Source organism: Paracoccus endophyticus, assembly GCF_003286075.1.
Taxonomy (GTDB): domain Bacteria; phylum Pseudomonadota; class Alphaproteobacteria; order Rhodobacterales; family Rhodobacteraceae; genus Paracoccus; species Paracoccus endophyticus.
In genome coordinates this window covers 15387-38447 of record NZ_QLUV01000007.1, presented here as the reverse complement: position 1 = coordinate 38447, position 23061 = coordinate 15387, and the positions used below count along the sequence as shown (strand labels likewise).

Sequence of the window (23061 nt, the reverse complement as noted above, 5' to 3'; positions counted from 1 at the left end):
GGGGCGGGGCCTCAGCCCCGCTTGCGCCGCTTGTTGCCGCCGCGCTGGCCGGCGCGGCCCGCGGTGGACCGCCCCTGCGACCGGACCGCCTGTTCGGCGGCCTCCTCGACCGCCTGCTGGCGGGCCAGCGGGTCGTCGGCGATGACCAGCTCCACCGCCTCCAGGCGCTTGACCTCGTCGCGCAGGCGGGCGGCCTCCTCGAACTCGAGGTTCTCGGCCGCCTTCCGCATCCCGGCGCGCAGCGCGTCCAGATGGGCCTGAAGGTTCGCGCCGACCAGCGGCTTGTCGATCTTTGTCGTGACGCGGGCCTGATCGGTGTCGCCCTGCCACAGACCCGACAGCACATCCTCGACGTTCTTGCGGACGGTCTGCGGCGTGATGCCGTGCGCCACGTTATAGGCGTGCTGCTTGGCGCGGCGGCGTTCGGTTTCGGCCATCGCGCGTTCCATGCTGCCGGTGATGCGGTCGGCATACAGGATCACGCGCCCATCGACGTTGCGCGCCGCGCGGCCGATGGTCTGGACCAGCGCGGTTTCCGACCGCAGGAAGCCTTCCTTGTCGGCATCCAGAATGGCGACCAGCCCGCATTCGGGGATGTCCAGCCCCTCGCGCAGCAGGTTGATGCCGACCAGCACGTCATAAGCGCCCAGCCGCAGGTCGCGCAGGATCTCGATCCGCTCGATCGTGTCGATGTCACTGTGCATATAGCGGACGCGAATGCCCTGTTCGTGCAGGTATTCGGTCAGGTCCTCGGCCATGCGCTTGGTCAGCGTCGTGACCAGCGTGCGATAGCCTTGCCTTGCGACCAGCCGCACCTCGTCCAGCAGGTCGTCCACCTGCGTCTCGACGGGCCTGATTTCGATCACCGGGTCCAACAGGCCGGTCGGCCGGATGATCTGTTCGGTAAAGACCCCGCCGGTCTGGTCCATCTCCCACTGCGCGGGCGTGGCGCTGACGAAGACCGACTGCGGGCGCATCGCGTCCCATTCCTCGAACTTGAGCGGGCGGTTGTCCATGCAGCTGGGCAGGCGGAATCCGTGTTCGGCCAGCGTGAACTTGCGCCGGAAGTCGCCGCGATACATGCCCCCGATCTGCGGCACGCTGACGTGGGATTCGTCGGCAAAGACGATGGCGTTGTCGGGGATGAACTCGAACAGCGTGGGCGGCGGCTCGCCCGGCGCACGCCCGGTCAGATAGCGGCTGTAGTTCTCGATCCCGTTGCAGACGCCAGTGGCCTCGAGCATCTCCAGGTCGAAGTTGGTGCGCTGCTCCAGCCGCTGGGCCTCCAGCAGCTTGCCCTCGTCGGTCAGCTGCTTCAGCCGCAACTGCAATTCGGACCGTATGCCCTTGATCGCCTGCTGCAAGGTCGGGCGCGGCGTGACATAGTGGCTGTTGGCATAGATGCGGATCTGCTTGTAGTCGCCCTCGCGTGCGCCGGTCAGGGGGTCGAACTCGGTGATCGCCTCAAGCTCGTTGCCGAAGAAGGAAAACCGCCAGGCGCGGTCTTCCAGGTGGGCGGGCCAGACCTCGACGACGTCGCCGCGCACGCGGAAGGCGCCGCGCTGGAAGGCCGTGTCCAGCCGCTTGTACTGCTGGGCGACAAGCTCGTTGATGAACCCGCGCTGGTCATAGGACTGGCCCACCACCATGTCCTGCGTCATCGCCGAATAGGTCTCGACCGAGCCGATACCGTAGATGCAGCTGACCGAGGCCACGATGATGACGTCGTCGCGTTCCAGCAGCGCGCGCGTCGCGGAATGGCGCATCCGGTCGATGGCCTCGTTGATCTGGGATTCCTTCTCGATATAGGTGTCCGACCGCGGCACATAGGCCTCGGGCTGGTAATAGTCGTAATAGCTGACGAAGTATTCGACGGCGTTGTCGGGGAAAAATCCCTTGAACTCGCCGTAAAGCTGGGCGGCCAGGGTCTTGTTCGGCGCCAGGATGATGGCCGGCCGCTGCGTGGCCTCGATCACCTTGGCCATGGTAAAGGTCTTGCCGGTCCCGGTGGCGCCCAGCAGCACCTGGTCGCGTTCGCCCGCCTGCACGCCCTGCACCAGTTCGACGATCGCCGTCGGCTGGTCCCCGGCGGGGGCGAACTCGGTCTTCAAGGTAAAGGGGCGGCCGCCCTCAAGCTTGGCGCGCCGCTGCGGCAGCGGCACCAGGACGGGCGCGTTGGTGTTGTTGTGAGCCATGGCGAACCTCTGCCGGACCATGCGGCTTCCCATAGCTGGCGTCGGAACGGCTACGGTTCAAGGAAAAGGGCCGCCCGGACTGGCGGCCCTGTGTCGTTCACGTCCGGCGCACCTCAGTTCGTCGGTGCGGCCAGAACCCCGCAGGCGATGCGGTCGCCTGCGTTGCCCGCAGGTTGGGACGTATAGTCATCGACCCCGGCATGGATCACCACCGCCGACCCGTCGGCATCCATGATCTGATCCATCAGCACGCCGGGCAGGAAATATTCGACATGCACCGCGCCGGATTCATACAGGGTGATGTTGGGCAGGTCGCCGGGGTGTATCCCCTTGGGGGAATGCAGCCCATGCTCCTTGTCGCCGGCAAGGTGGCCGCCCGCGGATTCAAAGGTCGGGGCCTCGCACGCGCCGGTTTCGTGGATGTGGACCGCGTGCTGGGTCGCGGGCAGGGCGCCTTCGCCGATGTCCATGATCAGGTGCATGACGCCCGATTCGGTTTCGGTGATGATGACGGCGCCCACCTGGCCGCCCTCGGCGTTTTGCAGTGTCGCGCCGGCCTGACGGAACTGGCCGGCGGCCGGGGCTGCGGCGGCGTCCGCAGGCGCGGCTGTGGCGGCCGCCGCGGATGGGTCGGCGGGTTGCGCGGCGGCATCGGCCGGCGCAGGGGTCGTCTGGGCCCGGGCCGTCATCGGCGCCAGCACCAGAACCGCGCCCAGCATCAGCGCGGCGGGCAGCCGCAGGTCCTGCTGTCGGGTCGCAACGGCGGTTGGGCGATTCATCGTCGGATCTCCGTTCTGGGGGTACCGGTCAACGCGCCCGGCCGCCGTTGCGTTCCCGCCGGGCTTGAACGCCTCGCGGCCTTGCGGCACAAGACCAGCACCATCATCGGGATCATCGTCATGCGCGTCCGCATCTATCAGCCTGCCCGCAACGCCATGCAGTCCGGGACCGCCCGGTCGAAATCCTGGGTGCTGGACTTTCCGCCCTCGGACCAGCGCGGGATTGACCCGCTGATGGGCTGGACCAGCAGCGACGACACGCAGGCGCAGGTGCGGCTGCGCTTTGCCACCCGGGCCGAGGCCGAGGCCTATGCCAAGGCCGAGGGGCTGGACTATATCGTGATCGAGCCGAACAAGCGCGGCGTGAACGTCCGCCCCCGCGGCTACGGCGAGAACTTTGCGACCGACCGCCGCCTGCCCTGGACGCACTGAGCGTCAGGCCTTCGGCAGGCTCTCGCTGCTGACGTGAAGGTCCCCGGTCGGCGGCGCGGGGCGCGCGGCAGCCGTGGCGGCCTGATCCGTCTGCCCGGGGGCGCGCGGGTGGCGGGGCGGCCCGGCGCGGCGGATCAGCCATGCCGCGCCCAGCAGGTCGGGTATGCCCACAAGCCCGCGGCCCACGACGCCGTATTTCGACACGCCGCCCTGCCGGTCGCGGTGCGTGACGGGTACCGACACCACGTGCCACCCCTCACGCAGCATCATCGCCGGCATGAAGCGGTGGATGTGGTCGAACCACGGCAGGTCAAGATAGGCCTCGCGCCGAAATGCCTTGAGCCCGCATCCCGAATCCCGCACGCCGTCGCGCAGCAGGGCGCGCCGGATGGCGTTGGCGGCCCGCGATGCCCGGCGCTTCAGGGCGGTGTCCCTGCGACCCACACGCTCGCCCTGAACCAGTCCCAGCGCGTCACTGCCTGCCGCGGCAAAGGGCGCCAGCAGCGCGGGGATCTGGTCGGGCGGGTTCTGTCCGTCGCCGTCCAGCGTGACCACGATCGCCCCCCGCGCCATGCGAACCCCCCGCCGGATCGCGGCCGACTGACCCCAGGCCGTGTCGTTGCGCGCCCAGAACAGCCACGGATGCCGGGCCTGCAGGGCCCCAAGGGCGTGGGGGGTGCCGTCGGTCGATCCGTCGTCAACGACGATCACCTCGAACGCGCGGCCGGCAAGGGCCTGGCCCACGCCCTGGATCAGGGGGGCAAGGGCGGCGATCTCGTCGCGCGCGGGGATCACGACGCTGATGTCGAGGGGGCGGGTCATGGCGAAGGCTCCAGTTGCGGCGCATCGGCGACCTGCCAGATGGCATAGGGAGAGTTGCGGAACGCAATCGTGCGGCGCGCGGGCCAGGGCGGGTGGGCCTTGTCGCGCCGCGCGACGATGACGCCGCGCGGATGGGCGGCCTGCCATGCGGCCAAGTCCCGAGGGGTCGGGGGCGTGGCCACGGGCGCTCTCAGGCGCGCGGCAAAGTTGAACTCGGCATGATAGCTCTGTCCGTAGAACGCGATGCCCTCCGCCTCGGACGGGGCAATCGCGGCGGCGATGGGGCGGCTGTCGTAAAGGGAACCGGACGCGGTCAGGCTGACCAGCAGGTTCAGCGACAGCAGCGTTCCCAGCGTCAGCACCACGCCCCCGCCCAGCCCCCGGACGCGCAGCGCCCCAAGGCTGGCGGCGGCCAGCAGGAAGCCCGTGGCCAGCAGCATCGTGCGCGGCTGGACAAGCGCCTCTGCCCGGCCGACCGGGATCAGGCCGGCGGCGATGCCGGCGCAGGCCAGCGCCGCCAGGCCCAGGATGATCGCGGGTCCCGCGACCGAGAACCGCGGGGGTGCAAGGCGCGCGACGATCAGCGCGGCGGCGGGCAGTTCCGGGACAAGGTAATGCGCCTGCTTGCCGCTGATCAGGCTGAACAGCACCAGCGCCGATCCGGCCCAGACCAGGCAGAGACGCAACCCCGGATCGCGCCAGTCCTGCCCGGCGGCCGCCCGCCACAGGGCCGGGACGGCGATCCATGGAAACAGCAGCACCGGCATCAGCGCGGCAAAGAACCACCAGGGCTTGGCGTGGGCGAACGATCCGGCCACCCGGCCCGCGCTTTGCGTCCACAGGATGGCCTCGCGGTACTCCGGCCCGCCGGACAGGGCCGCGGGCACCACCCACAGCGCGACCAGCGCCAGACCGACACCCAGCGCGACGGCCGCCCCGCGTGCCCCATCGCGCAGCGGGACGGCGGCCTGCCCCCGTGCCCACAGCGGCGCCAGCACCAGCGCCGGCCCCAGATGCAGCACGATGACCGGCCCCTTGGTCAGCCCGCCCAGGGCCAGCGCGACCCCCACAAGCGCCCAGTCCCGGCGCCGCCCGGACCCGAGCGCACGCACCAGCGCCAGCATCCCGCCCACCGTCGCCGCCGCCAGCGCGGCGTCGAACATCGTCAGCCCGCCGGTCAGCGCAAAGGCGAACATCCCCGACAGCGCCAGCGTCGCACGCGCCCCGATGGCCGGATCGGCGGGCCACAGGACGCGGGCAAGCCGACTGGTCAGCAGCAGCGCCAGCACGGCAAGGCCCGGACCGACCAGCCTGGCCGCGGTCTCGGACACGCCGGTCACGGACCAGACCAGGTTCATCGCCCAGAACAGCAGCGGCGGCTTGTGGGTATAGAGCGCGAAATTCTTCGTCGGCACCAGCCAGTCGCCGCTGGTCCACATCTCCCACGCGACGGCAAGGTATCGGGTCTCGTCCACCGGCAGGGCGGGGCGCAGCAGCACGCCCGCGACGGCCACGACCGTGAACGCCAGCACCGCAAGGGCGGTGGCCCGGCGTGCCACGCCGGGACTGCGCGCCGTCGCCCGCGGCCAGGCCCCGGCCCGGACCGGCCCCGCATCCACAGCGTCGGTCATCGGGGGGCCACCCGGCGTTTCGCACGGATCAGCGACAGGTTGCGGGCGTACACCACAAGGCCCGCCGCCTGGCCCAGGATGAACACCGGGTCCTGGCGCCAGACCGCATAGCCAAGCAGCGTCACGCCGCCCGCAAGGCTGAACCACCAGAACGCCACCGGGACCACGCTTTCGCCCCGCCGCTCGGACGTGATCCACTGGACCAGAAAGCGCGAGGTGAATAGCATCTGGCCAAGAAACCCGGTCCCGAGCCAGAGGGTTGTGGTTGTCATGTCGCCGCGCGTCCCGTCCGCTGTATCCTTGTCGGGGCCGATTGCGCGCGCAACCTTACGGTTTGCTGACGATCGGCTTGCACGGGGAAAAATTGCGCGGATCAGGGAATCGGATGCGGCTGCTGGCCGTCAGGGACGAGCCTGACCCGGGGCCGGGGTGGTAGAGCCTCTGCGCGGCGAGCCATGCCATGGATCTTGCCCCCACGCCCGAGGAGGCGCGCGCTGTCGTCCGCGGGACCCCTTATGCGCTGATCCTGCTGGACCTGCGCCTGCCGGACGGCGACGGGCCGAGGGCGGGTCCGAGGCGCGGTTCAGCGCGCCCGCCCTGCGCTGATCCCGGCATCGCGGCGCGGGGGCCGGCCCGCCGCATTGATCCCGCCCCACGATGGCCCCATGCTGGCCCCGGGTTCACGCGACGGGCCGGACCGGTCCGGCGCACGGTGCCCGATCAGGGGAGATCCGCAATGGAGATCATGCGCGCCGGGACGACGCCGTCCGTCCGGGGACCCGAGGAGTGGTTCACCGGAGCCGTCCGCATGGACGCGGCCTTTTCGAGGCAGCCGCCCGCCCGCGTGGCCTGCGTCACCGTCACGTTCGAGCCGGGCGCGCGCACCGCCTGGCACACGCACCCGCTGGGCCAGACGCTGATCGTCACCGCGGGTGTGGGCCGCGTGCAGCGCAAGGGCGGCCCGGTCGAGGATATCCGCCCCGGCGACATCGTGTGGTTCGCACCCGACGAGGTGCACTGGCATGGTGCTGCGGCGGACGTGGCCATGACCCACATTGCCATCCAGGAATCGCTCGACGGCCGCACCGTGACGTGGATGGACAAGGTTTCGGACAGCGACTACGCCGGCTGACGCGTATCGGTCCTGTCAGGCCGGGAAAGGGACCGCACCTGGTTGCCGGTCCCGGGGCATGCGGCCCCGCATCTTCTGCCCGGATGGCAGGGCGACTACGCTGGCGGCGGATGCGCCACATGGGGCGGGCACGAGAGCAGATAGGGGGTCCTTTGATGGCGGATCTTGACGTGTCGGGTTCCCGGGGCGGTTCGGGCGGGCAACCCGGCCCCGGCCTGACGATTGCCGCCGAAAGCCCCCTGGGGGCCGATCTGGACCTGCTGTTCGCCCGCCACGTTGCGGACATGCACGCCGACACGCCGCCGGAATCGATCCACATGCTGCCGCGCGCGCAGCTGGACGACCCCGCCATCGCGTTTCTTGTGATGCGCGACGGCGGCCAGCCGGTGGGCATGGGCGCGGTCAAGCGCATCGCGCCCGGGCACGGCGAGATCAAGTCGATGCACGTGCTGGCCGAGCACCGCGGCCGCGGCCTGTCGCGGCGCCTGCTGGGGGCGCTGATCGACCATGCCGGGCGCGCGGGGCTCACGCGGCTGTCGCTGGAAACCGGCGTCCAGCCCACCTTCGGCGCCGCGCGCCGCCTGTATGCCGCCGCCGGGTTCCGCGAATGCGGCCCCTTCCAGGGCTACGGGCCGGACCCGAACAGTGTGTTCATGACCCTGACCCTGGCCTGAGGCGGCCGAGCGGCACCTGCCGCCGCGCCCCTGCCCAAAAGATACGTTGACCACCCTTGAGGCTTCCGTATCGTCGGTTCTTGCCGCAGAACGCGGCGCATCTGTGTCAGCGAACTGTCGGTTCGGCCAATTTCCGGCCGTCTGCGTTCTGTCGAGACCGGCAGACCGACCCCACATTTCGATCGCATGATGCCGTTTCAATGCGACCGGCTTTGCCGGCCGCGTCAATGTCATGCGCTTTTTCCACGGCGCGATTCAGGGATGTGCGAAATGGCCCACAACGGCTTTTCTGATCACGATACCTCTGGCGATGCGACGCACGATCCGTCCCCGTCCGACGCCGACCCGCAACCCGGTGTGCAACCGCTGGCTGTGCCCCAGGTTGTCGAAGGCACCGCGGACGGCGACCTGATCGACGCCGCTTACCTGGGCGACCCCGAGGGCGACCGGGTGGACGGCGCCGACAACGCGTCGGGCACCGACGACGACGTCATCCAGGGCCTTGACGGCGACGACACCATCAACGCAGGGGCGGGCGACGACACGGTCTATGCCGGCGCGGGGGCGGATTCGGTGCAGGGCGGGGGCGGCAACGATGTCCTCCGGGGCTTTGGCGACACGCTGGACGGGTCGGACGCGGGCGGGAACGACACCCTGTTCGGGGACGCGGGCGACGACACGCTGCTGGGCGGCGGGGGCGACGACAGCCTGAACGGCGGCCACGGCGCGGACGTGCTGGTCGGCGGCGATGGCAATGACGTGCTTCACGCAGGGGCAGGCGACAGCGCACAGGGGGGCGAGGGGCGCGACGGCTTCGTTGTCGCGGCCGGGCAGTCCGGCACAGGCACGGCAACCGTTTCGGGTGGCGAGACGGGAAACGACTTTGACGTGCTGGACGGCTATGACCTGCCGAACCCTGCGAGCCTGACCTTCACCGGGGCCGAGGCCGGAACGCTGGCCTCTGGCACGATGACGGTCGCGTTCACCGAGATCGAGACGGTCGTGACCAGCGAATCCGGCGACACCGTGGACGGCAGCGCCGCGACGGGTGGCTTCAGCGTCAGCACGGTCGGCGGCAACGACACGATCACCGGCAGCGTCCATCGCGACACGATCAACGCCGGCAGCCAGGACGACCTGATCCGGGCGGGCGCGGGCAACGACGCAATCGACGCGGGCAGCGGCGCGGATACCGTGACGGGCGGCACGGGCAACGACAGCATTCTGCTGGGCGTTACCGGCGCAGGCCAGGGCGACGGCGCCGCCGATCTGGTGGTGCTGGAGACCGGGTCGGGCGCCGACACGCTGTCCGGCTTCGAGGGGGCGACGACCTCGGGCGGGGTTGCCAGCTCGACCGACCGCCTTGACGTGGGCGGGCTGACCGATGCCGACGGCAACCCGGTCAACGTGGACGACGTGTCCCAGACGCTGGTCGATACCGACAGCGACGGACGCTTCGACGATGTCGTGCTGACCTTTGGCGGCGGCGAAAGCGTCACCCTGCGCGGCGTTGGGCGCGACGCCCCCTACACGAATGCCGAGCTGTTCGCGATGGGCGTGCCGTGCTTTGCGGCGGGCACGCTGATCCGCACCGAGCGGGGCGAGGTCCGGGTCGAGGATCTGGTCCCGGGCGATCGCGTCGTCACGGCGGACAACGGCCCCCAGCCGGTGCGCTGGGTGGGCGTGCGGCGGCTGGACGCGGGCGTGCTGGACCAGCATCCCGCCCTGCGTCCGGTGCGCATCCGCCGCGGCGCCCTGGGCGCGGGCCTTCCCGCCGCCGATCTGGTGGTCAGCCCCCAGCACCGGGTGCTGGTGCGGTCGGCCATCGCGCAGCGGATGTTCGGCGCCCCCGAGGTGCTGGTCGCGGCCAAGCAGCTGTTGCAGATCGACGGCATCGACCTGGATGACGCAGCCGACGTGACCTATGTCCATTTCCTGTGCGACCGGCACGAGGTGGTCTTCTCGAACGGGGCGCCGACGGAATCCCTTTATACGGGGCCCGAGGCGCTGAAGTCCGTGGGTGCGGCGGCGCGCGAGGAGATCCTTGTCCTGTTTCCGCAACTGCGCGACCGTGACCCGGCCGACCTGCCCGCGTCCGCGCGGCCGCTGCTGTCGGGACGCATGGCGCGCAAGCTGGCGGTGCGCCACGCCCAGCACGGCAAGCCGCTGGTCCGTTGAGGGACGGGCGGCTTCGCGCCCCGGGAACACGGCGTCGCCGGTCTTGATCCCGGCGGCGGTTTGGCCCAACAGTCAGCCGCGCGGGCCCCGTAGCTCAACTGGATAGAGCAGGGACCTTCTAAGTCCAAGGTTGGGGGTTCGAGCCCTCCCGGGGTCGCCAATGAAAAAGGGCCGGCGCATCGCCGGCCCTTTGTCGTGTCGGTCAGGCGGGCGCGATCACTCGCGCTGGCCCATGAAGTTCAGCAGGAACATGAACAGGTTCAGGAAATCCAGATACAGGGTCAGCGCGCCCATGATCGCGGATTTGCCCAGGAAGTCGCTGTCCGAGTTCGCAAGCTCGAGATAGGTGTTCTTGATGTTCTGCGTGTCATACGCGGTCAGGCCCGAAAAGATCAGCACGCCCGCGGCCGAGATGGCGAACTGCACGCCCGGCGACTGCACGAAGATGTTGACGATCATCAGCACCAGCAGGCCAATCAGGCCCATCATCAGAAACCGGCCCATCGCCGACAGGTCGCGCGTCGTGGTATAGCCGAACAGCGACAGAGCGGCGAAACCGGCGGCCGTGGCCACGAAGGTCGTGGCGATCGACACGCCCGTATAGCGCAGGAAGATCCAGCTGAGCGAGGCGCCCATCGCCATGGCAAAGGCATAGAACAGCGTCGTCGCGCCCTGCACCGACAGCCGCCGCAACGCGGCCCCAAAGGCGAACACCATCACCAGCGGCAGGAACATGATGACCCACTTCAGCGGGGTCTGCAGCATCGTCTGGCCAAAGGCGGTCAGCTGGTTGCCGGGTCCGACCATCGCCTGCCCAAGGCCCCAGGCCGTCGCGCCGGTCACAAGCATGCCGGTCGTCATCAGGCCATAGACCTTGTTCATGTAGGCCCGCAGGCCCTCGTCATAGACAGCGCCCTGCCCGGCGGCCGTGGCCGTGCGGCGCATGGTATTGAAATCAGCCATTCTCGCGTTCCCCTCTGCTGTTCCTGCGGCATCGGGCGCAGGCCCAGCCGTTCTTCGACAATATCGGATCGGCACCGGCGCGATTCAACTGTCCCGGCACCGAAATCGGACGGGTTTGCGCCCTAGTCCTGCATCGTGATGACGACCTTGCCGACGGCGCGGCGGTCCCGCAGCAGGGCATATCCCTCGGCGGCGCGGTCCAGCGGCAGGACGGCCCCGACTGTGGGATTCAGCCGCCCGGCGTCGAACAGCCCGAACAGCGCCGACAGGCTGTCGCGCAGCGCCGCCGGGTCAAGCTGGCGATAGCCGCCCCAGTAGAATCCGTGGATCGCGATGTTCTTGACCAGCGCATGGTTCAGCGGCAGCGCCGGCGGCTTGCCCGCGGCAAAGCCGATCAGCAGGTGCCGTCCCCCGGTCCGCAGCGCCCCGAAGGCGGCCTCTCCGGCCGCGTCGCCAACCGCATCATAGACGATGTCGGCCGGTCCCTGGGCGCGCAGCGCGGCGCGCAGGTCAGGCTCGGCCGCGCTGTCGATCACCGCGGCCGCACCCGCCGCCAGGGCCGGCGGGGCCTTGTCCGCGCCCCTGACGACGGCCACCACCGTCGCCCCCAGGACGGACGCGATCTCGACCGCGGTCAGGCCGACGCCCCCGGCCGCGCCCAGCACCACCACCCGCTGGCCGGCCGCCAGCCCGCCGGGGCCGGTCAGGGCAAGGTGGCTGGTGCCATAGGCGATCTGGAATCCCGCAGCCTGGGCAAAGCTCATCCGGTCGGGGATCGGGACGCACCGGTCGGCGGCAAAGAGGCCCTGGTCCGCCAGCGTGCCGGGGGCATTGACGGCGACGCGGGTGCCGGGCGCCAGCGTCACCCCCGGGCCGGCCGCCTCGACGATGCCCGCGCCCTCGATCCCGGCCACAAAGGGAAAGGGGGGCGTGTCCTGATAGCGTCCCTCGATCATCAGCAGGTCGGCAAAGTTCAGCGCCGCGGCGTGCATCCGCAGCCGCACCTGTCCCGGCCCGGGGTCCCCAACCACGGTGGTGGCCAGTTCCGGCGCCGCGCCGCGGTGGGCTATATGGATGATTCGGCTCATGTTCTGCCTCTCTGCCGTTGGGGCTTCGCAAATCGGCGCAAACCTGCCAGAGGACCTGTCCTTTTGGTCAGATTCGACCCTTTCAGGAACAAACCGTCTCGCTGATTGCGTCGGGGCGGGTTACTGCGCGTGTAGATTGAGTAGGGATGCGGTATGAAACACACTGTCGATGTACATGTCGGGAAACGCATTCGCCACCGTCGCTGGACCATCGGGATGACCCAGCAACAGCTGGCGGAGGCGGTTGGCATCAAGTTCCAGCAGATCCAGAAATACGAGACGGGCATGAACCGCGTCTCGGCATCCCGCCTGTGGGACATCGCCCACGCGCTGGATGCGCCGGTCTCGTTCTTCTTCGAGGGGCTGGGTGGCGACACCCCGTCGGAGGCGGAGATCGACCTGCTGGCCGACAAGGAGGCGCTGCAACTGGTGCGCGCCTACTATGCCATGCCCGAGGCGCAGCGGCGCCAGATCTACGAACTGGCGCGCGTGCTGTCGCAGGCGGCCTGAGGACGCGCAGGGGTCGGTCGGCCGTCACCCGCCGGCTGGCAAACGGCAGCGCGCGCGGCTAGACAAGGCCCTGACGCAACCGACCCGAAGGCGGCCATGACCCCGCGCATCGATCCCCAGGCGCTGCGCGCCGTTGCCGCCGCGCTGGCCGACGCGGCCCGCGTCGAGACGCTGCGCCATTTTCGCAGCCCCGCGCTGGCCCCCGACAACAAGGCCGCCACAGGCTTTGATCCCGTGACCGAGGCGGACCGGGCAAGCGAACGGGCAATGCGGGCGATCCTGGCCGACCGCCGCCCGGACGATGCCATCCTGGGCGAGGAATACGGTCCCCAGCCGGGCACCAGCGGGCTGACCTGGGTGCTGGACCCGATCGACGGAACCCGCGCCTATCTGTGCGGCGCGGCCAGCTGGGGGGTGCTGATCGGCGTCACCGATGCCGCCGGCCCGATCTATGGCCTCATCGACCAGCCCTGGACGGGCGAGCGGTTCGAGGGCGGCCTGGGCGCGGCCCGCATGACCGCGCCGCAGGGCGACCGCGCCCTGTCCATCCGCCGCGGCGTGGCGCTGGCCGACGCCACGCTGATGACGACCTTTCCCGAGGTGGGCACCGCGGACGAAGGCGCGGCGTTCCGTCGCGTCGCCGCGCAGGTGCGGCTGACGCGCTATGGGCTGGACTGCTATGCCTATGCGCTGCTGGCGCTGGGCCAGGTGGACCTGGTGATCGAGGCGGGGTTGCAGGCCTATGACATCGTGGCGCCGATGGCGGTCGTGCAGGCCGCGGGCGGCATCGTCACCGACTGGCGCGGCGGGCCGGCCCAGAACGGCGGCCGGGTGATCGCCGCCGCGACGCCCGCGCTGCACGCCGCGGCGCTGGCGCTGCTGGCAGGCTGATCGCCGGGACGGGCAGGGCGGTTGCCGCCGTCCCGCCGGGCGGATAGGGTGCGCGCGACAGCCGGACAAGGGGACCGTGATGACCGACCAGCGCCCGGACATCGACCCCGAGGACGACGATTTCGCCCCCTCGCGCGCGGTGGTCGCCGACATCGACGAGGCGCTGGCCCAGGGGGACGGCGCCCGTCTGGACGCCCTGCTGTCGCCCCTGCACGCCGCCGACATCGCCGACCTGATCGAGCAGCTTGCCCCGCAGCGCCGGCGCGAGCTGCTGCGCCTGTATTCCGGCGAGATCGACGGCGAGATCCTGGCCGAGATCGACGAGTCGATCCGCGAGGAGGTCATCGAGCAGCTGCCCGCCGCCGTCCTGGCCGACGCCGTGCGCGAGATGGACAGCGACGACGTCGTGGACCTGGTCGAGGACATGGATGCCCCCGAGCGCGAGACGATCCTGTCGGCGCTGGACGACTCCGACCGCGCCGCCGTCGAGCAGTCGCTGAACTGGCCCGAGTATTCCGCCGGTCGCCTGATGCAGTCCGAGGTCGTGGCCGCCCCCGAGCACTGGACCGTGGGCGAAACCATCGACTACCTGCGGGCCGAGGACTGGCTGCCCGACCAGTTCTATCACGTGATCCTGGTCGATCCGCGCCGCCATCCGATCGGCTATGTCACGCTGGGCCGGCTGCTGTCGTCGCAGCGCGCGGCCCGCCTGCGCGACATCGCCGAGGACAGCTTCCGCACCATCTCGGCCCGGCAGGACGAAGGCGACGTGGCCTATGCCTTCAACAAGTATCACCTGATCTCGGCGCCCGTGGTGGACGATGATGACCGCCTGGTGGGCGTCATCACCATCGACGACGCGATGACCGTCCTGGACGAGGAGCATGAGGAGGACATGCTGCGCCTGTCGGGGGTCAACACCGACAGCCATGTGTCAGACAGCGCCCTGGCGACCGCCCGCCAGCGCCTGCCCTGGCTGGTCGCCAACCTGTTCACGGCCTCGCTGTCGGCCATGGTGATCTCGCGGTTCGAAGACACCATCACGGCCATCGTGGTGCTGGCGGCGCTGATGCCGATCGTGGCGTCCACGGGCGGCATCGCGGGGACGCAGTCGCTGGCCGTGGCGGTCCGGGCGCTCGCCACGCGCGAGCTGAACCGTTCCACCGCCCCGCGCGTGATCCGGCGCGAACTGATCGCGGGCGTCCTGAACGGCATCGGACTGGCGCTGATCCTGGGCCTGGTGGGAACGCTGGTCTTTGGCGACCCGCGGCTGGGGCTGGTGCTGGCGATGGCCATGATCGTGAACCAGATCGTGGCCGCGCTGGGGGGCGTGCTGGTGCCGCTGACGCTGGAGCGGATGGGCCTGGACCCGGCGCTGGCGTCTGGAACCTTCGTGACCACGCTGACCGATGTGATGGGCTTTCTGGCCTTTCTGGGATTTGCGACATGGCTTCTGATCTGAGCGGCGCCAAGGCCGCGCTGCGGGCGGCGGCGCTGGCCGGGCGCATGGCGGGCGGCGATGCGCAGGCGCTGGGCGCCAACCTTGCGGCCGCCCTTGCGCCCCACCGCGGCGCGACTCTCGCGGGCTACTGGCCGATGCGGGGCGAGCCCGACCCGCGCCCGGCCATGGCCGCCCACGACGGCCTCGTGTGCCTGCCCGAGGTCGTGGCGCCCGCCACCCCCCTTCGCTTTCGCCTGTGGCGGGGTGAGACGCTGGTTCCGGGCGTCTTCGGCACCAGCCATCCGCCCGAATCCTGCCCCGAAGTGACCCCCCGCGTCCTGATCGTGCCCCTGGCCGGGTTCGACGCGGCGTTGAACCGGCTGGGCTATGGGGGCGGCTTCTATGACCGGACGCTGGCGCAGCTGCGCGGGCAGGGTCCGGTGACGGCCATCGGCCTGGCTTGGGCCGGCCAGCAGGTCGGGCCGATTCCCATCGAGGCCACGGACGAGCCGCTGGACCTGCTGGTCACCGATTGTGACATCCTTGCGCCACGGATGTGATCGGCGCGGCCGGTCCGCCGGCATCGGTCCCCGGCCCTGTGGATGGTTCTGGGGATAACGTTTGGACCCCCTTGGCTAAGTCCTGCCGCAGCCGCCAGAAAGCGCCCGTTCTCTTTTTATCCCCTGCGACGTTAACGATTTGAGTCGGGCGGCCGGGCGCGGGCACGGGGGCTTTTTGTCAACGCCAAGGTGGGCCTCCGCGCGAAAATAAACCGCTTGCCGAGACGCGTCGCCCGCTTCAGGTTGTGTGTTGTAGAGCGGGCGACCACCATATCTAGTGATCCCCGGCCAACAGTAGACCCACGCACGCCGGGCGGCCCTGACGGTCGCCGGCCCCGCCGCAGGACGCGGCGGGGGCCGATGGCACCACGACCACACAGGGCGGCCCAGCGCCGTGACAGGAGGCACAGGATGAAGATCGAACGGCGTTTCACCAGCGACAGGACCGGCGCGTATGGCGAGATCGACTTCGTCACCACGACCTCGGAAATCCGCAACCCGGACGGGACGATCGTGTTCCGCAACGAGGCCGTCGAGGTTCCCCAGGGCTGGAGCCAGGTGGCCTCGGATGTCATCGCGCAGAAATACTTCCGCAAGGCGGGGGTGCCGGCGGTCCTGAAACGCGTGCGGGAAAAGGGGGTGCCCGAGTTCCTGTGGCGCTCGGTCCCCGACGAGGCGGCGCTGGCCGCGCTGCCCGAGGCCGACCGCCTCGTGGGCGAGACCTCGGCCCGGCAGGTCTTTGACCGCCTGGCCGGCGCCTGGGCCTATTGGGGCTGGAAGGGCGGCTATTTCACGACGGAATCCGACGCCCGCGCCTATTACGACGAGATGCGCTTCATGCTGGCGCGCCAGATGGGCGCGCCCAACAGCCCGCAGTGGTTCAACACCGGCCTGCACTGGGCCTATGGCATCGACGGGCCGTCGCAGGGCCATTTCTACGTCGATTTCCAGACCGGCAAGCTGGTCAAGTCGGCCAGCGCCTACGAGCATCCCCAGCCGCACGCCTGCTTTATCCAGTCGGTCAGCGACGACCTGGTGAACGAGGGCGGCATCATGGACCTGTGGGTCCGCGAGGCGCGGCTGTTCAAGTACGGCAGCGGCACCGGCACCAACTTCTCGTCCCTGCGCGGCGAGGGGGAAAAGCTGTCGGGCGGCGGCAAGTCCTCGGGGCTGATGGGGTTCCTCAAGATCGGGGACCGCGCGGCGGGCGCGATCAAGTCGGGCGGCACCACGCGGCGCGCGGCCAAGATGGTGATCTGCGACATGGATCACCCCGACATCGAGGCCTTCATCAACTGGAAGGTCATCGAGGAGCAGAAGGTCGCCTCGCTGGTCGCGGGGTCCAAGCAGCACGAGGTGAAGCTGAACGAGATCTTCGCCGCGATCCGCCACTGGGATGGTGAGCAGGCGAACGCCACCGGTCCGAGAGAGCCTGCGAACGCTGAAGATGCGACCGACCCGGCGAAGAACGGCGCGCTGAAGGCCGCGATCCGGTCGGCCAAGAAGGCGATGATCCCGGAAACCTACATCAACCGGGTTCTGCAATACGCGCGCCAAGGCTTTGATTCGATCGAGTTCCCGACCTATGACACCGACTGGGATTCCGAAGCCTATGCCTCGGTCTCGGGCCAGAACTCGAACAATTCGGTCCGCGTGACCGACGCCTTCCTGAAAGCCGTGCGCGAGGATGCCGACTGGGCGCTGATCCGCCGCACCGATGGCAAGGTGTCCAAGACCGTCAAGGCGCGCGAACTGTGGGACCAGATCGGCCACGCCGCCTGGGCCTGCGCCGACCCCGGCATCCAGTTCCACGACACGGTCAACGCCTGGCACACCTGCCCGGCGGACGGGGCGATCCGGGGGTCAAACCCCTGTTCGGAATACATGTTCCTGGACGACACCGCCTGCAACCTGGCGTCGATGAACCTGCTGACCTTCCTGGCAGACGGCCGGTTCGACGCCGACGGCTATGTCCACGCCACCCGCCTGTGGACCGTCACGCTGGAAATCAGCGTGCTGATGGCGCAGTTCCCGTCAAAGGAGATCGCGCAGCGGTCCTATGACTTCCGCACGCTGGGCCTTGGCTATGCCAATATCGGCGGCCTCTTGATGAACCTCGGCCTTGGTTACGACAGCGACAAGGGCCGGGCGCTGTGCGGCGCGCTGACCGCGCTGATGACGGGCGTGTCCTATGCGACCAGCGCCGAGATGGCGGGCGAGCTGGGGCCGTTCCCCGGCTATGCGCGCAACAGTGATGCGATGCTGCGGGTCATCGGCAACCACCGTGCCGCCGCCCACGGCACCGGCGCCTATCAGGGCGTGAACGTGGCGCCCGTGGAGCTGGATGTCGAGAACTGCCCCGACCCGCGGCTGGCGCAGATGGCGCAGGCGGCCTGGGACGAGGCGCTGACGCTGGGCGAGGAGCACGGCTTCCGCAACGCCCAGACGACCGTGATCGCGCCCACGGGCACCATCGGGCTGGTCATGGACTGCGACACCACCGGGATCGAGCCGGACTTTGCGCTGGTCAAGTTCAAGAAGCTGGCGGGCGGCGGCTATTTCAAGATCATCAACCAGTCGGTGCCCGCGGCGCTGGAAACGCTGGGCTATCCCTCGGCCCAGATCGAGGAAATCGTCGCCCATGCCGTCGGCCACGCCAGCCTTGGCAACTGCCCCGGCATCAACCACGCCGCGCTGGTCGGCCACGGCTTCGGCCCGCGCGAGCTGGAAAAGATCGACGGCGCGCTGGCCTCGGCCTTCGACATCCGTTTCGTCTTCAACCAGTGGACGCTGGGCGAGGATTTCTGCAAGGGCACGCTGGGCATCCCGGCCGAGAAGCTGGCCGACCCCAGCTTTGACCTGCTGCGCCACCTCGGCTTTACCCGCGCCCAGATCGACGCCGCCAACGACCATGTCTGCGGCACGATGACCCTGGAAGGCGCGCCGTTCCTGAAGCCGGAACACTATTCGGTCTTCGACTGCGCCAACGCCTGCGGCAAGACCGGCACGCGCTATCTGTCGGTGGACAGCCACATCCGCATGATGGCGGCGGCGCAAAGCTTCATCTCGGGGGCGATTTCCAAGACGATCAACATGCCGAACACGGCCACGATCGAGGACGCGCTGGCGGCGTATGAGCTGAGCTGGTCGCTGGGCATCAAGGCGAACGCCCTCTATCGCGACGGCTCCAAGCTGTCTCAGCCGCTGGCCTCGGCGCTGGTCGAGGACGACGACGAGGCGGCCGAGGTGCTGGAATCCGGCAACGCCCACGAAAAGGCCGCCGTGATCGCCGAGAAGATCGTCGAACGGATCATCGTCAAGGAGGCGATCCGGTCCAACCGCGAGAAACTGCCCGCGCGCCGCAAGGGCTATACGCAAAAAGCGGTGATCGGCGGCCACAAGGTCTATCTGCGCACCGGCGAATACGACGACGGCAAGCTGGGCGAGATCTTCATCGACATGCACAAGGAAGGCGCGGGCTTCCGGGCGATGATGAACAACTTTGCCATCGCCGTGTCGGTGGGCCTGCAATACGGCGTGCCGCTGGAGGAGTTCGTGGACGCCTTCACCTTCACCCGGTTCGAGCCGGCGGGGATGGTGCAGGGCAACGACTCGATCAAGAACGCGACCTCGATCCTGGACTACATCTTCCGGGAACTGGCGGTCAGCTATCTGGACCGCACCGACCTGGCGCACGTCAAGCCGAACGGCACCAGCTTTGACACGCTGGGCGGCGGCGAGGCCGAGGGCCGCAGCGTCACCCCGGCCAGCGAGGAGAAGTCCCGCTCGCTCGAGATGCTGCGCCAGATCAGCTCGACCGGCTACCTCCGCAAGCGCCTGCCGCAGGAACTGATGGTGCTGCAAAGCGGCGCCTCGGCCGTGGCGATGGGCTCCGGCCTGGGCGAGGACACGGCCGTCTTCGAGACGACCACCGTGGCAATCAGCATGGACGCGCGCGCCAAGGCCCGGATGCAGGGATACGAGGGCGACCCCTGCGGCGAGTGCGGCAACTATACGCTGGTCCGCAACGGGACCTGCATGAAGTGCAACACCTGCGGCGGAACGTCTGGGTGTAGCTGACACGCGACCGGCCGCCGGGCGGGTCGGGGGGACCTCCCCGGTCCCCTGCGCCCGGGCCAGAGAGAAACGTGTCGCAGGCGAGACGACACGGGAACGCGGGGACAGTGGCCGCCGTCCGGGGGAACCCTCGGGCGGCGGCCTCTTTCCGCGGCCCGGCGGGGGCGCTAGCCTGCGCCGCAAACGGGGGACAGGATGGCAACCGACATCGAGATCGCGCGCGCGGCGCCGAAGCGGCCGATGGCCGAGATCGCGGCGAAACTGGGGCTGGCGGCGCGGGACTGGCTGCCCTACGGCCACGACAAGGCCAAGATCTCGCAGGATTTCATCGCCGGGCTGGCGGGGCGGCCGATGGGAAAGCTGATCCTCGTGACCGCGATCAACCCGACCCCGGCGGGCGAGGGCAAGACCACGACCACCGTGGGTCTGGCCGACGCGCTGAACCGCATCGGCCAGCGTGCGACCGTCTGCATCCGCGAGGCGTCGCTGGGTCCGAACTTCGGCATGAAGGGGGGCGCGGCCGGCGGGGGGCTGGCGCAGGTCATTCCGATGGAGGACATGAACCTGCATTTCACGGGGGATTTTCACGCCATCACCAGCGCCCACAACCTGCTGGCCGCGATGATCGACAATCACCTGCACTGGGGCAACGCGCTGGACATCGACCCGCGCCGGATCAGCTGGCGGCGTGTGCTGGACATGAACGACCGCGCCCTGCGCGGGCTGGTGCTGGGACTGGGCGGTCCGGCGCATGGCGTGCCGCGCGAAAGCGGCTTTGACATCACCGTCGCGTCCGAGGTGATGGCGATCCTGTGCCTGGCGACCGACCTGCGCGACCTGCAGGCGCGGCTGGCCCGGATCGAGATCGCGCGCCGCCGCGACGGCCTGCCGGTGACGGCCGGCGACCTTGGGGCCGACGGCGCGATGACCGTGCTGCTGAAGGATGCGATGCAGCCCAATCTGGTCCAGACGATCGAGGGCACGCCCGCGCTGGTTCACGGCGGGCCGTTCGCCAACATCGCGCATGGCTGCAACAGCGTGATCGCCACGACGACGGCGCTGCGCCTGTCGGACTATGTCGTGACCGAGGCGGGGTTCGGCGCCGACCTGGGGGCCGAGAAGTTCCTGAACATCAAATGCCGCAAGGCAGGGCTGGCGCCTGCGGCCGTGGTGCTGGTCGCCACCGTCCGCGCGCTGAAGATGAACGGCGGCGTGGCGCGAGTCGATCTTGCGGCCGAGGACGTGGGGGCGGTCCGTGCGGGCTGCGCCAACATGGTGCGCCACATCCAGAACCTGCGCCAGTTCGGCCTGCCGCTGGTCGTGGCGATCAACCACTTCGACGGCGACACCGCCGCTGAAACTGCTGCCGCGCAGGCGGCCGCAGCAGGCACGGGCGTCCGGGCGGTGGTCTGCCGCCATTGGGCGCAGGGCGGCGCCGGGGCCGAGGCGCTGGCGCGAGAGGTCGTGGGCATCGCCGCGCACCGCCCCGATTTCCAGATGCTGTACCCCGACGCCCTGCCGCTTTGGGACAAGATCCAGACGATTGCCCGGCGCATCTATCGCGCCGACGGGATCGAGGCGCCGCCCGCCGTGCGCGCGCGGATCGAGGAATTGCAGCGCGACCACGGCCACCTGCCGGTGTGCATGGCCAAGACGCAATACAGTTTTTCCAGCGATCCCACCGCGCTGGGCGCGCCCACCGGCTTTACGATTCCGGTCCGCGAGGTGCGGCTGGCGGCCGGCGCGGGCTTTGTCGTGGCGATCTGCGGCGACATCATGACCATGCCGGGCCTGCCGCGCGACCCGGCCGCGACCCGGATCGGGATTGACGCGGACGGACGCATCGAAGGGCTGTTCTGACCCTGCCGCGCCTCGCGTGCCGTGGGGCAGAAGGCCGGGCGCCGGCTTTCGCGTGGTCCCGCCCGGCTTGCCCCAGTGCCTCAGTCGCCGATCAGGGGAACGGGCCTTGGGGTCCGGCGATTGCTGTCCGGGCTGGCGGCTTGTCCGCAGCGGCGACGCAGGGACGCGATCTGCGGACGCCCCGCCATCGTCGGCGCCTCATGCGGCAAAGCCTACGGTCGCCCGGTGCGCCGTGGTGGCGGCCTGGGCCTCGGGGCGGCTCAGCCCTTCGGGGGATTGCGCCGCGACAGCAGCACCCCCGCCGCCACCAGCGCGCCAAGGCCCAGGAACAGGTGGCGGTTGGTCAGCCCCAGCCGCGACCGCGCGCTGCGCATGTAGCGCGGATCGAAGAGGCGGCTTCGGGCCAGAAACGCCCCGATGACCCCTTCCTTGCGCGGCGGCAACGGCTTCAGCCCGCGCAGCCCCGGGGACCCGAACGCCTCGATCGCGGCGATCACGCCGGACCTGTCGATCGTGGCCGCGACGGCATCAATGTCCGCGCCAAGATGCTCGGCCACGAGCCCCGCGCGGATCGCGCGGATGCGGGCCCGGTCCTCGGCCGTCTGCGCCAGCAGGGCCACGTCCGCCTCGGTATCGAAGCCCATGGACCTGCGATCGATGTTGCTGGACCCCACGCGCAGCATCACGTCATCCATGATCAGCACCTTGGCATGCACATAGATCGCCTCTCCGGCCTCGTTGAAGGGCGCCAGCAGCCGAAAGCGGCCGAACCGGTCGGCCGCCTGCAACTCCTGCATCATGCGGCTGCGGGTCACGTGCATGGCGGCGTCCTCGAGGGCGGTCTGCGCGCCCTCGGGGTTGACCACGACGATCTCGGGGCCGTCCGGGTCCCCCAGCCGCGCGCGCACCGCGCGCGTGATGCTGTTGGATGCGAAATACTGCGATTCCAGATAGACGCAGTCGCGTGCAGCGGCGATCGAATCCAGATAAAGCCGCTCGATCTCGGCCACCGCGGGGGTGTCCTGCTCGGGCGGGCTGGTGCGGGCGATGGCGACGGGGACGGCGCTGAACTGCACCGACACGCCATCGGGCCACAGCCCGGCGGTGACGGCATCGGGCACAGGCTCGGGCAGGGGGCCGTCGGTGGCGCGTTCCCAGCGGTCGCGGGCCAGTGCCCCCAGCGCGGCGGCGGCGGGGCCGCTCATCACGGCGGCGGCGTCGTGCCAGGGCTGGGCGATCTCGCCCGAACGCTGGCGGCGGCGCGGGTCGCCGGGGCGGTGGGCGCGGGTGTCCCAGCGCCCGGCGGTCACGTCGATCCCGCCGCAGAACGCCAGCGCGTCGTCCACGACGACGATCTTCTGGTGGTGGCACGCGCCGATGGGATGGCGGCCGTCAAAGGCCAGGTGGATCTGCTCGGGCGACATCAGCTTGATCTTCAGCGCGGGAATGGCCCGGCCAGGCGCGATCAGGGCGCCGCCGCTCCATTTCAGAAGATAGATGTCCAGGTCGGGGCGGCGCTCGACCAGCGCGTCGAGAAACGGTCCCACGGCGTTCGGCAGCCCGTCCGGGGCATTGCCGTCGCCGTCGCTGTCGCCGGGCAGCATCTCGATCTCGAAGTCGAAGTCCCAGCCGATCATCACGACCAGATTCCGCGCCGCCTTCAGGGCGTGCCGCAGCGCCTTGAAATAATCCTCTCCGTCAACGATCAGGGCCAACGCGTCGGCCTGTGCGACGCGCCAGCAGTTCCGGTCCTCGACGAAGGAGAGAGAGGTCATGTGATGCTGCCTGGAAAAGCGTTCTGCCGGGCCAACCCCGCCGGGCCGGCGCC

The 23061-nt window shown here is 69.8% G+C and carries 18 protein-coding genes and 1 tRNA gene; 11 read left to right on the top strand and 8 right to left on the bottom strand.

Annotation, left to right across the window (positions count from 1 at the left end):
• Nucleotides 1–11: 11 nt before the first annotated feature.
• Nucleotides 12–2195, bottom strand: a complete 2184-nt coding sequence (uvrB, locus tag DPQ23_RS09695; RefSeq protein WP_112874501.1) for an excinuclease ABC subunit UvrB — start codon at nucleotides 2193–2195, stop codon at nucleotides 12–14.
• A 113-nt stretch (nucleotides 2196–2308) separates the two neighbouring features.
• The gene (locus DPQ23_RS15435; RefSeq protein WP_162630711.1) at nucleotides 2309–2974 is read right to left on the bottom strand and encodes a superoxide dismutase family protein; all 666 of its coding nucleotides are present in this window, start codon (nucleotides 2972–2974) and stop codon (nucleotides 2309–2311) included.
• Between the two features lie 120 nt (nucleotides 2975–3094).
• Between DPQ23_RS15435 and DPQ23_RS09680 the strand changes: the two genes are divergently transcribed.
• Complete coding sequence (locus tag DPQ23_RS09680; RefSeq protein WP_112874588.1) at nucleotides 3095–3406, top strand: ETC complex I subunit; 312 nt, start codon at nucleotides 3095–3097, stop codon at nucleotides 3404–3406.
• 3 nt (nucleotides 3407–3409) lie between these two features.
• Here DPQ23_RS09680 and DPQ23_RS09675 read toward each other — a convergent pair whose 3' ends face one another.
• Genes DPQ23_RS09675 through DPQ23_RS09665 form a run of 3 tightly spaced genes read right to left on the bottom strand, consistent with a single transcriptional unit; the run spans nucleotide 3410 to nucleotide 6131 of the window.
• Complete coding sequence (locus tag DPQ23_RS09675) at nucleotides 3410–4228, bottom strand: glycosyltransferase family 2 protein (protein WP_112874498.1); 819 nt, start codon at nucleotides 4226–4228, stop codon at nucleotides 3410–3412.
• Nucleotides 4225–5859, bottom strand: coding sequence for an ArnT family glycosyltransferase (locus tag DPQ23_RS09670; RefSeq protein WP_112874497.1), 1635 nt, complete (start codon nucleotides 5857–5859; stop codon nucleotides 4225–4227). The genes DPQ23_RS09675 and DPQ23_RS09670 overlap by 4 nt, the downstream gene beginning before the upstream one ends.
• Entirely contained in the window at nucleotides 5856–6131 is a 276-nt protein-coding gene (locus DPQ23_RS09665; protein WP_112874496.1) for a lipid-A-disaccharide synthase N-terminal domain-containing protein, read from the bottom strand. Before DPQ23_RS09665 ends, DPQ23_RS09670 begins: the two co-directional genes overlap by 4 nt.
• Before the next feature lie 464 nt (nucleotides 6132–6595).
• Between DPQ23_RS09665 and DPQ23_RS09660 the strand changes: the two genes are divergently transcribed.
• The 4 genes from DPQ23_RS09660 (at nucleotide 6596) to DPQ23_RS09645 (ending at nucleotide 10003) form a co-directional block, all read left to right on the top strand.
• Nucleotides 6596–6991, top strand: a complete 396-nt coding sequence (locus DPQ23_RS09660; protein ID WP_112874495.1) for a (R)-mandelonitrile lyase — start codon at nucleotides 6596–6598, stop codon at nucleotides 6989–6991.
• 155 nt (nucleotides 6992–7146) lie between these two features.
• Complete coding sequence (locus DPQ23_RS09655) at nucleotides 7147–7665, top strand: GNAT family N-acetyltransferase (RefSeq protein ID WP_112874494.1); 519 nt, start codon at nucleotides 7147–7149, stop codon at nucleotides 7663–7665.
• Between the two features lie 270 nt (nucleotides 7666–7935).
• Complete coding sequence (locus DPQ23_RS16075; RefSeq protein WP_162630710.1) at nucleotides 7936–9843, top strand: Hint domain-containing protein; 1908 nt, start codon at nucleotides 7936–7938, stop codon at nucleotides 9841–9843.
• Between the two features lie 83 nt (nucleotides 9844–9926).
• Nucleotides 9927–10003: transfer RNA gene (locus DPQ23_RS09645), tRNA-Arg, on the top strand.
• A 56-nt stretch (nucleotides 10004–10059) separates the two neighbouring features.
• On the opposite strand, the gene DPQ23_RS09640 is transcribed toward DPQ23_RS09645, so the two are convergent.
• A complete protein-coding gene (locus DPQ23_RS09640; RefSeq protein ID WP_112874492.1) occupies nucleotides 10060–10806 on the bottom strand; it encodes a Bax inhibitor-1/YccA family protein in 747 nt (248 codons plus the stop codon).
• Nucleotides 10807–10928: 122 nt separating this feature from the next.
• Entirely contained in the window at nucleotides 10929–11894 is a 966-nt protein-coding gene (locus tag DPQ23_RS09635; RefSeq protein WP_112874491.1) for an NADPH:quinone oxidoreductase family protein, read from the bottom strand.
• Between the two features lie 153 nt (nucleotides 11895–12047).
• On the opposite strand from DPQ23_RS09635, the gene DPQ23_RS09630 reads away from it, so the two are divergent.
• The 6 genes from DPQ23_RS09630 (at nucleotide 12048) to DPQ23_RS09605 (ending at nucleotide 21233) form a co-directional block, all read left to right on the top strand.
• The gene (locus DPQ23_RS09630; RefSeq protein ID WP_112874490.1) at nucleotides 12048–12404 is read left to right on the top strand and encodes a helix-turn-helix domain-containing protein; all 357 of its coding nucleotides are present in this window, start codon (nucleotides 12048–12050) and stop codon (nucleotides 12402–12404) included.
• A 96-nt stretch (nucleotides 12405–12500) separates the two neighbouring features.
• A complete protein-coding gene (locus DPQ23_RS09625; protein WP_112874489.1) occupies nucleotides 12501–13295 on the top strand; it encodes an inositol monophosphatase family protein in 795 nt (264 codons plus the stop codon).
• Nucleotides 13296–13374: 79 nt separating this feature from the next.
• On the top strand, nucleotides 13375–14757 hold the full coding sequence (gene mgtE / locus DPQ23_RS09620) for a magnesium transporter (RefSeq protein ID WP_112874488.1): 1383 nt from the start codon (nucleotides 13375–13377) through the stop codon (nucleotides 14755–14757).
• A complete protein-coding gene (locus DPQ23_RS09615; RefSeq protein ID WP_112874487.1) occupies nucleotides 14742–15296 on the top strand; it encodes a 5-formyltetrahydrofolate cyclo-ligase in 555 nt (184 codons plus the stop codon). The genes mgtE and DPQ23_RS09615 overlap by 16 nt, the downstream gene beginning before the upstream one ends.
• A gap of 411 nt (nucleotides 15297–15707) precedes the next feature.
• Nucleotides 15708–19376 (top strand): vitamin B12-dependent ribonucleotide reductase, encoded by a 3669-nt coding sequence (locus DPQ23_RS09610; RefSeq protein WP_112874486.1) that lies wholly within the window; start codon nucleotides 15708–15710, stop codon nucleotides 19374–19376.
• A 192-nt stretch (nucleotides 19377–19568) separates the two neighbouring features.
• Nucleotides 19569–21233: a formate--tetrahydrofolate ligase gene (locus tag DPQ23_RS09605; protein ID WP_112874485.1), complete on the top strand. Its 1665-nt coding sequence runs from the start codon at nucleotides 19569–19571 to the stop codon at nucleotides 21231–21233.
• Nucleotides 21234–21493: 260 nt separating this feature from the next.
• Here the strand turns inward: DPQ23_RS09605 and DPQ23_RS09600 are convergent, their stop codons facing one another.
• Complete coding sequence (locus DPQ23_RS09600) at nucleotides 21494–23008, bottom strand: phospholipase D-like domain-containing protein (protein WP_112874484.1); 1515 nt, start codon at nucleotides 23006–23008, stop codon at nucleotides 21494–21496.
• Between the last annotated feature and the right edge of the window lie 53 nt (nucleotides 23009–23061).

What these genes read in the sequence shown, in the direction of transcription:
- uvrB (WP_112874501.1), bottom strand. Translation starts at nt 2,195, where the DNA reads ATGGCTCACAACAACACCAACGCGCCCGTCCTGGTGCCGCTGCCGCAG.
- DPQ23_RS15435 (WP_162630711.1), bottom strand. Translation starts at nt 2,974, where the DNA reads ATGAATCGCCCAACCGCCGTTGCGACCCGACAGCAGGACCTGCGGCTG.
- DPQ23_RS09680 (WP_112874588.1), top strand. Translation starts at nt 3,095, where the DNA reads ATGCGCGTCCGCATCTATCAGCCTGCCCGCAACGCCATGCAGTCCGGG.
- DPQ23_RS09675 (WP_112874498.1), bottom strand. Translation starts at nt 4,228, where the DNA reads ATGACCCGCCCCCTCGACATCAGCGTCGTGATCCCCGCGCGCGACGAG.
- DPQ23_RS09670 (WP_112874497.1), bottom strand. Translation starts at nt 5,859, where the DNA reads ATGACCGACGCTGTGGATGCGGGGCCGGTCCGGGCCGGGGCCTGGCCG.
- DPQ23_RS09665 (WP_112874496.1), bottom strand. Translation starts at nt 6,131, where the DNA reads ATGACAACCACAACCCTCTGGCTCGGGACCGGGTTTCTTGGCCAGATG.
- DPQ23_RS09660 (WP_112874495.1), top strand. Translation starts at nt 6,596, where the DNA reads ATGGAGATCATGCGCGCCGGGACGACGCCGTCCGTCCGGGGACCCGAG.
- DPQ23_RS09655 (WP_112874494.1), top strand. Translation starts at nt 7,147, where the DNA reads ATGGCGGATCTTGACGTGTCGGGTTCCCGGGGCGGTTCGGGCGGGCAA.
- DPQ23_RS16075 (WP_162630710.1), top strand. Translation starts at nt 7,936, where the DNA reads ATGGCCCACAACGGCTTTTCTGATCACGATACCTCTGGCGATGCGACG.
- DPQ23_RS09640 (WP_112874492.1), bottom strand. Translation starts at nt 10,806, where the DNA reads ATGGCTGATTTCAATACCATGCGCCGCACGGCCACGGCCGCCGGGCAG.
- DPQ23_RS09635 (WP_112874491.1), bottom strand. Translation starts at nt 11,894, where the DNA reads ATGAGCCGAATCATCCATATAGCCCACCGCGGCGCGGCGCCGGAACTG.
- DPQ23_RS09630 (WP_112874490.1), top strand. Translation starts at nt 12,048, where the DNA reads ATGAAACACACTGTCGATGTACATGTCGGGAAACGCATTCGCCACCGT.
- DPQ23_RS09625 (WP_112874489.1), top strand. Translation starts at nt 12,501, where the DNA reads ATGACCCCGCGCATCGATCCCCAGGCGCTGCGCGCCGTTGCCGCCGCG.
- mgtE (WP_112874488.1), top strand. Translation starts at nt 13,375, where the DNA reads ATGACCGACCAGCGCCCGGACATCGACCCCGAGGACGACGATTTCGCC.
- DPQ23_RS09615 (WP_112874487.1), top strand. Translation starts at nt 14,742, where the DNA reads ATGGCTTCTGATCTGAGCGGCGCCAAGGCCGCGCTGCGGGCGGCGGCG.
- DPQ23_RS09610 (WP_112874486.1), top strand. Translation starts at nt 15,708, where the DNA reads ATGAAGATCGAACGGCGTTTCACCAGCGACAGGACCGGCGCGTATGGC.
- DPQ23_RS09605 (WP_112874485.1), top strand. Translation starts at nt 19,569, where the DNA reads ATGGCAACCGACATCGAGATCGCGCGCGCGGCGCCGAAGCGGCCGATG.
- DPQ23_RS09600 (WP_112874484.1), bottom strand. Translation starts at nt 23,008, where the DNA reads ATGACCTCTCTCTCCTTCGTCGAGGACCGGAACTGCTGGCGCGTCGCA.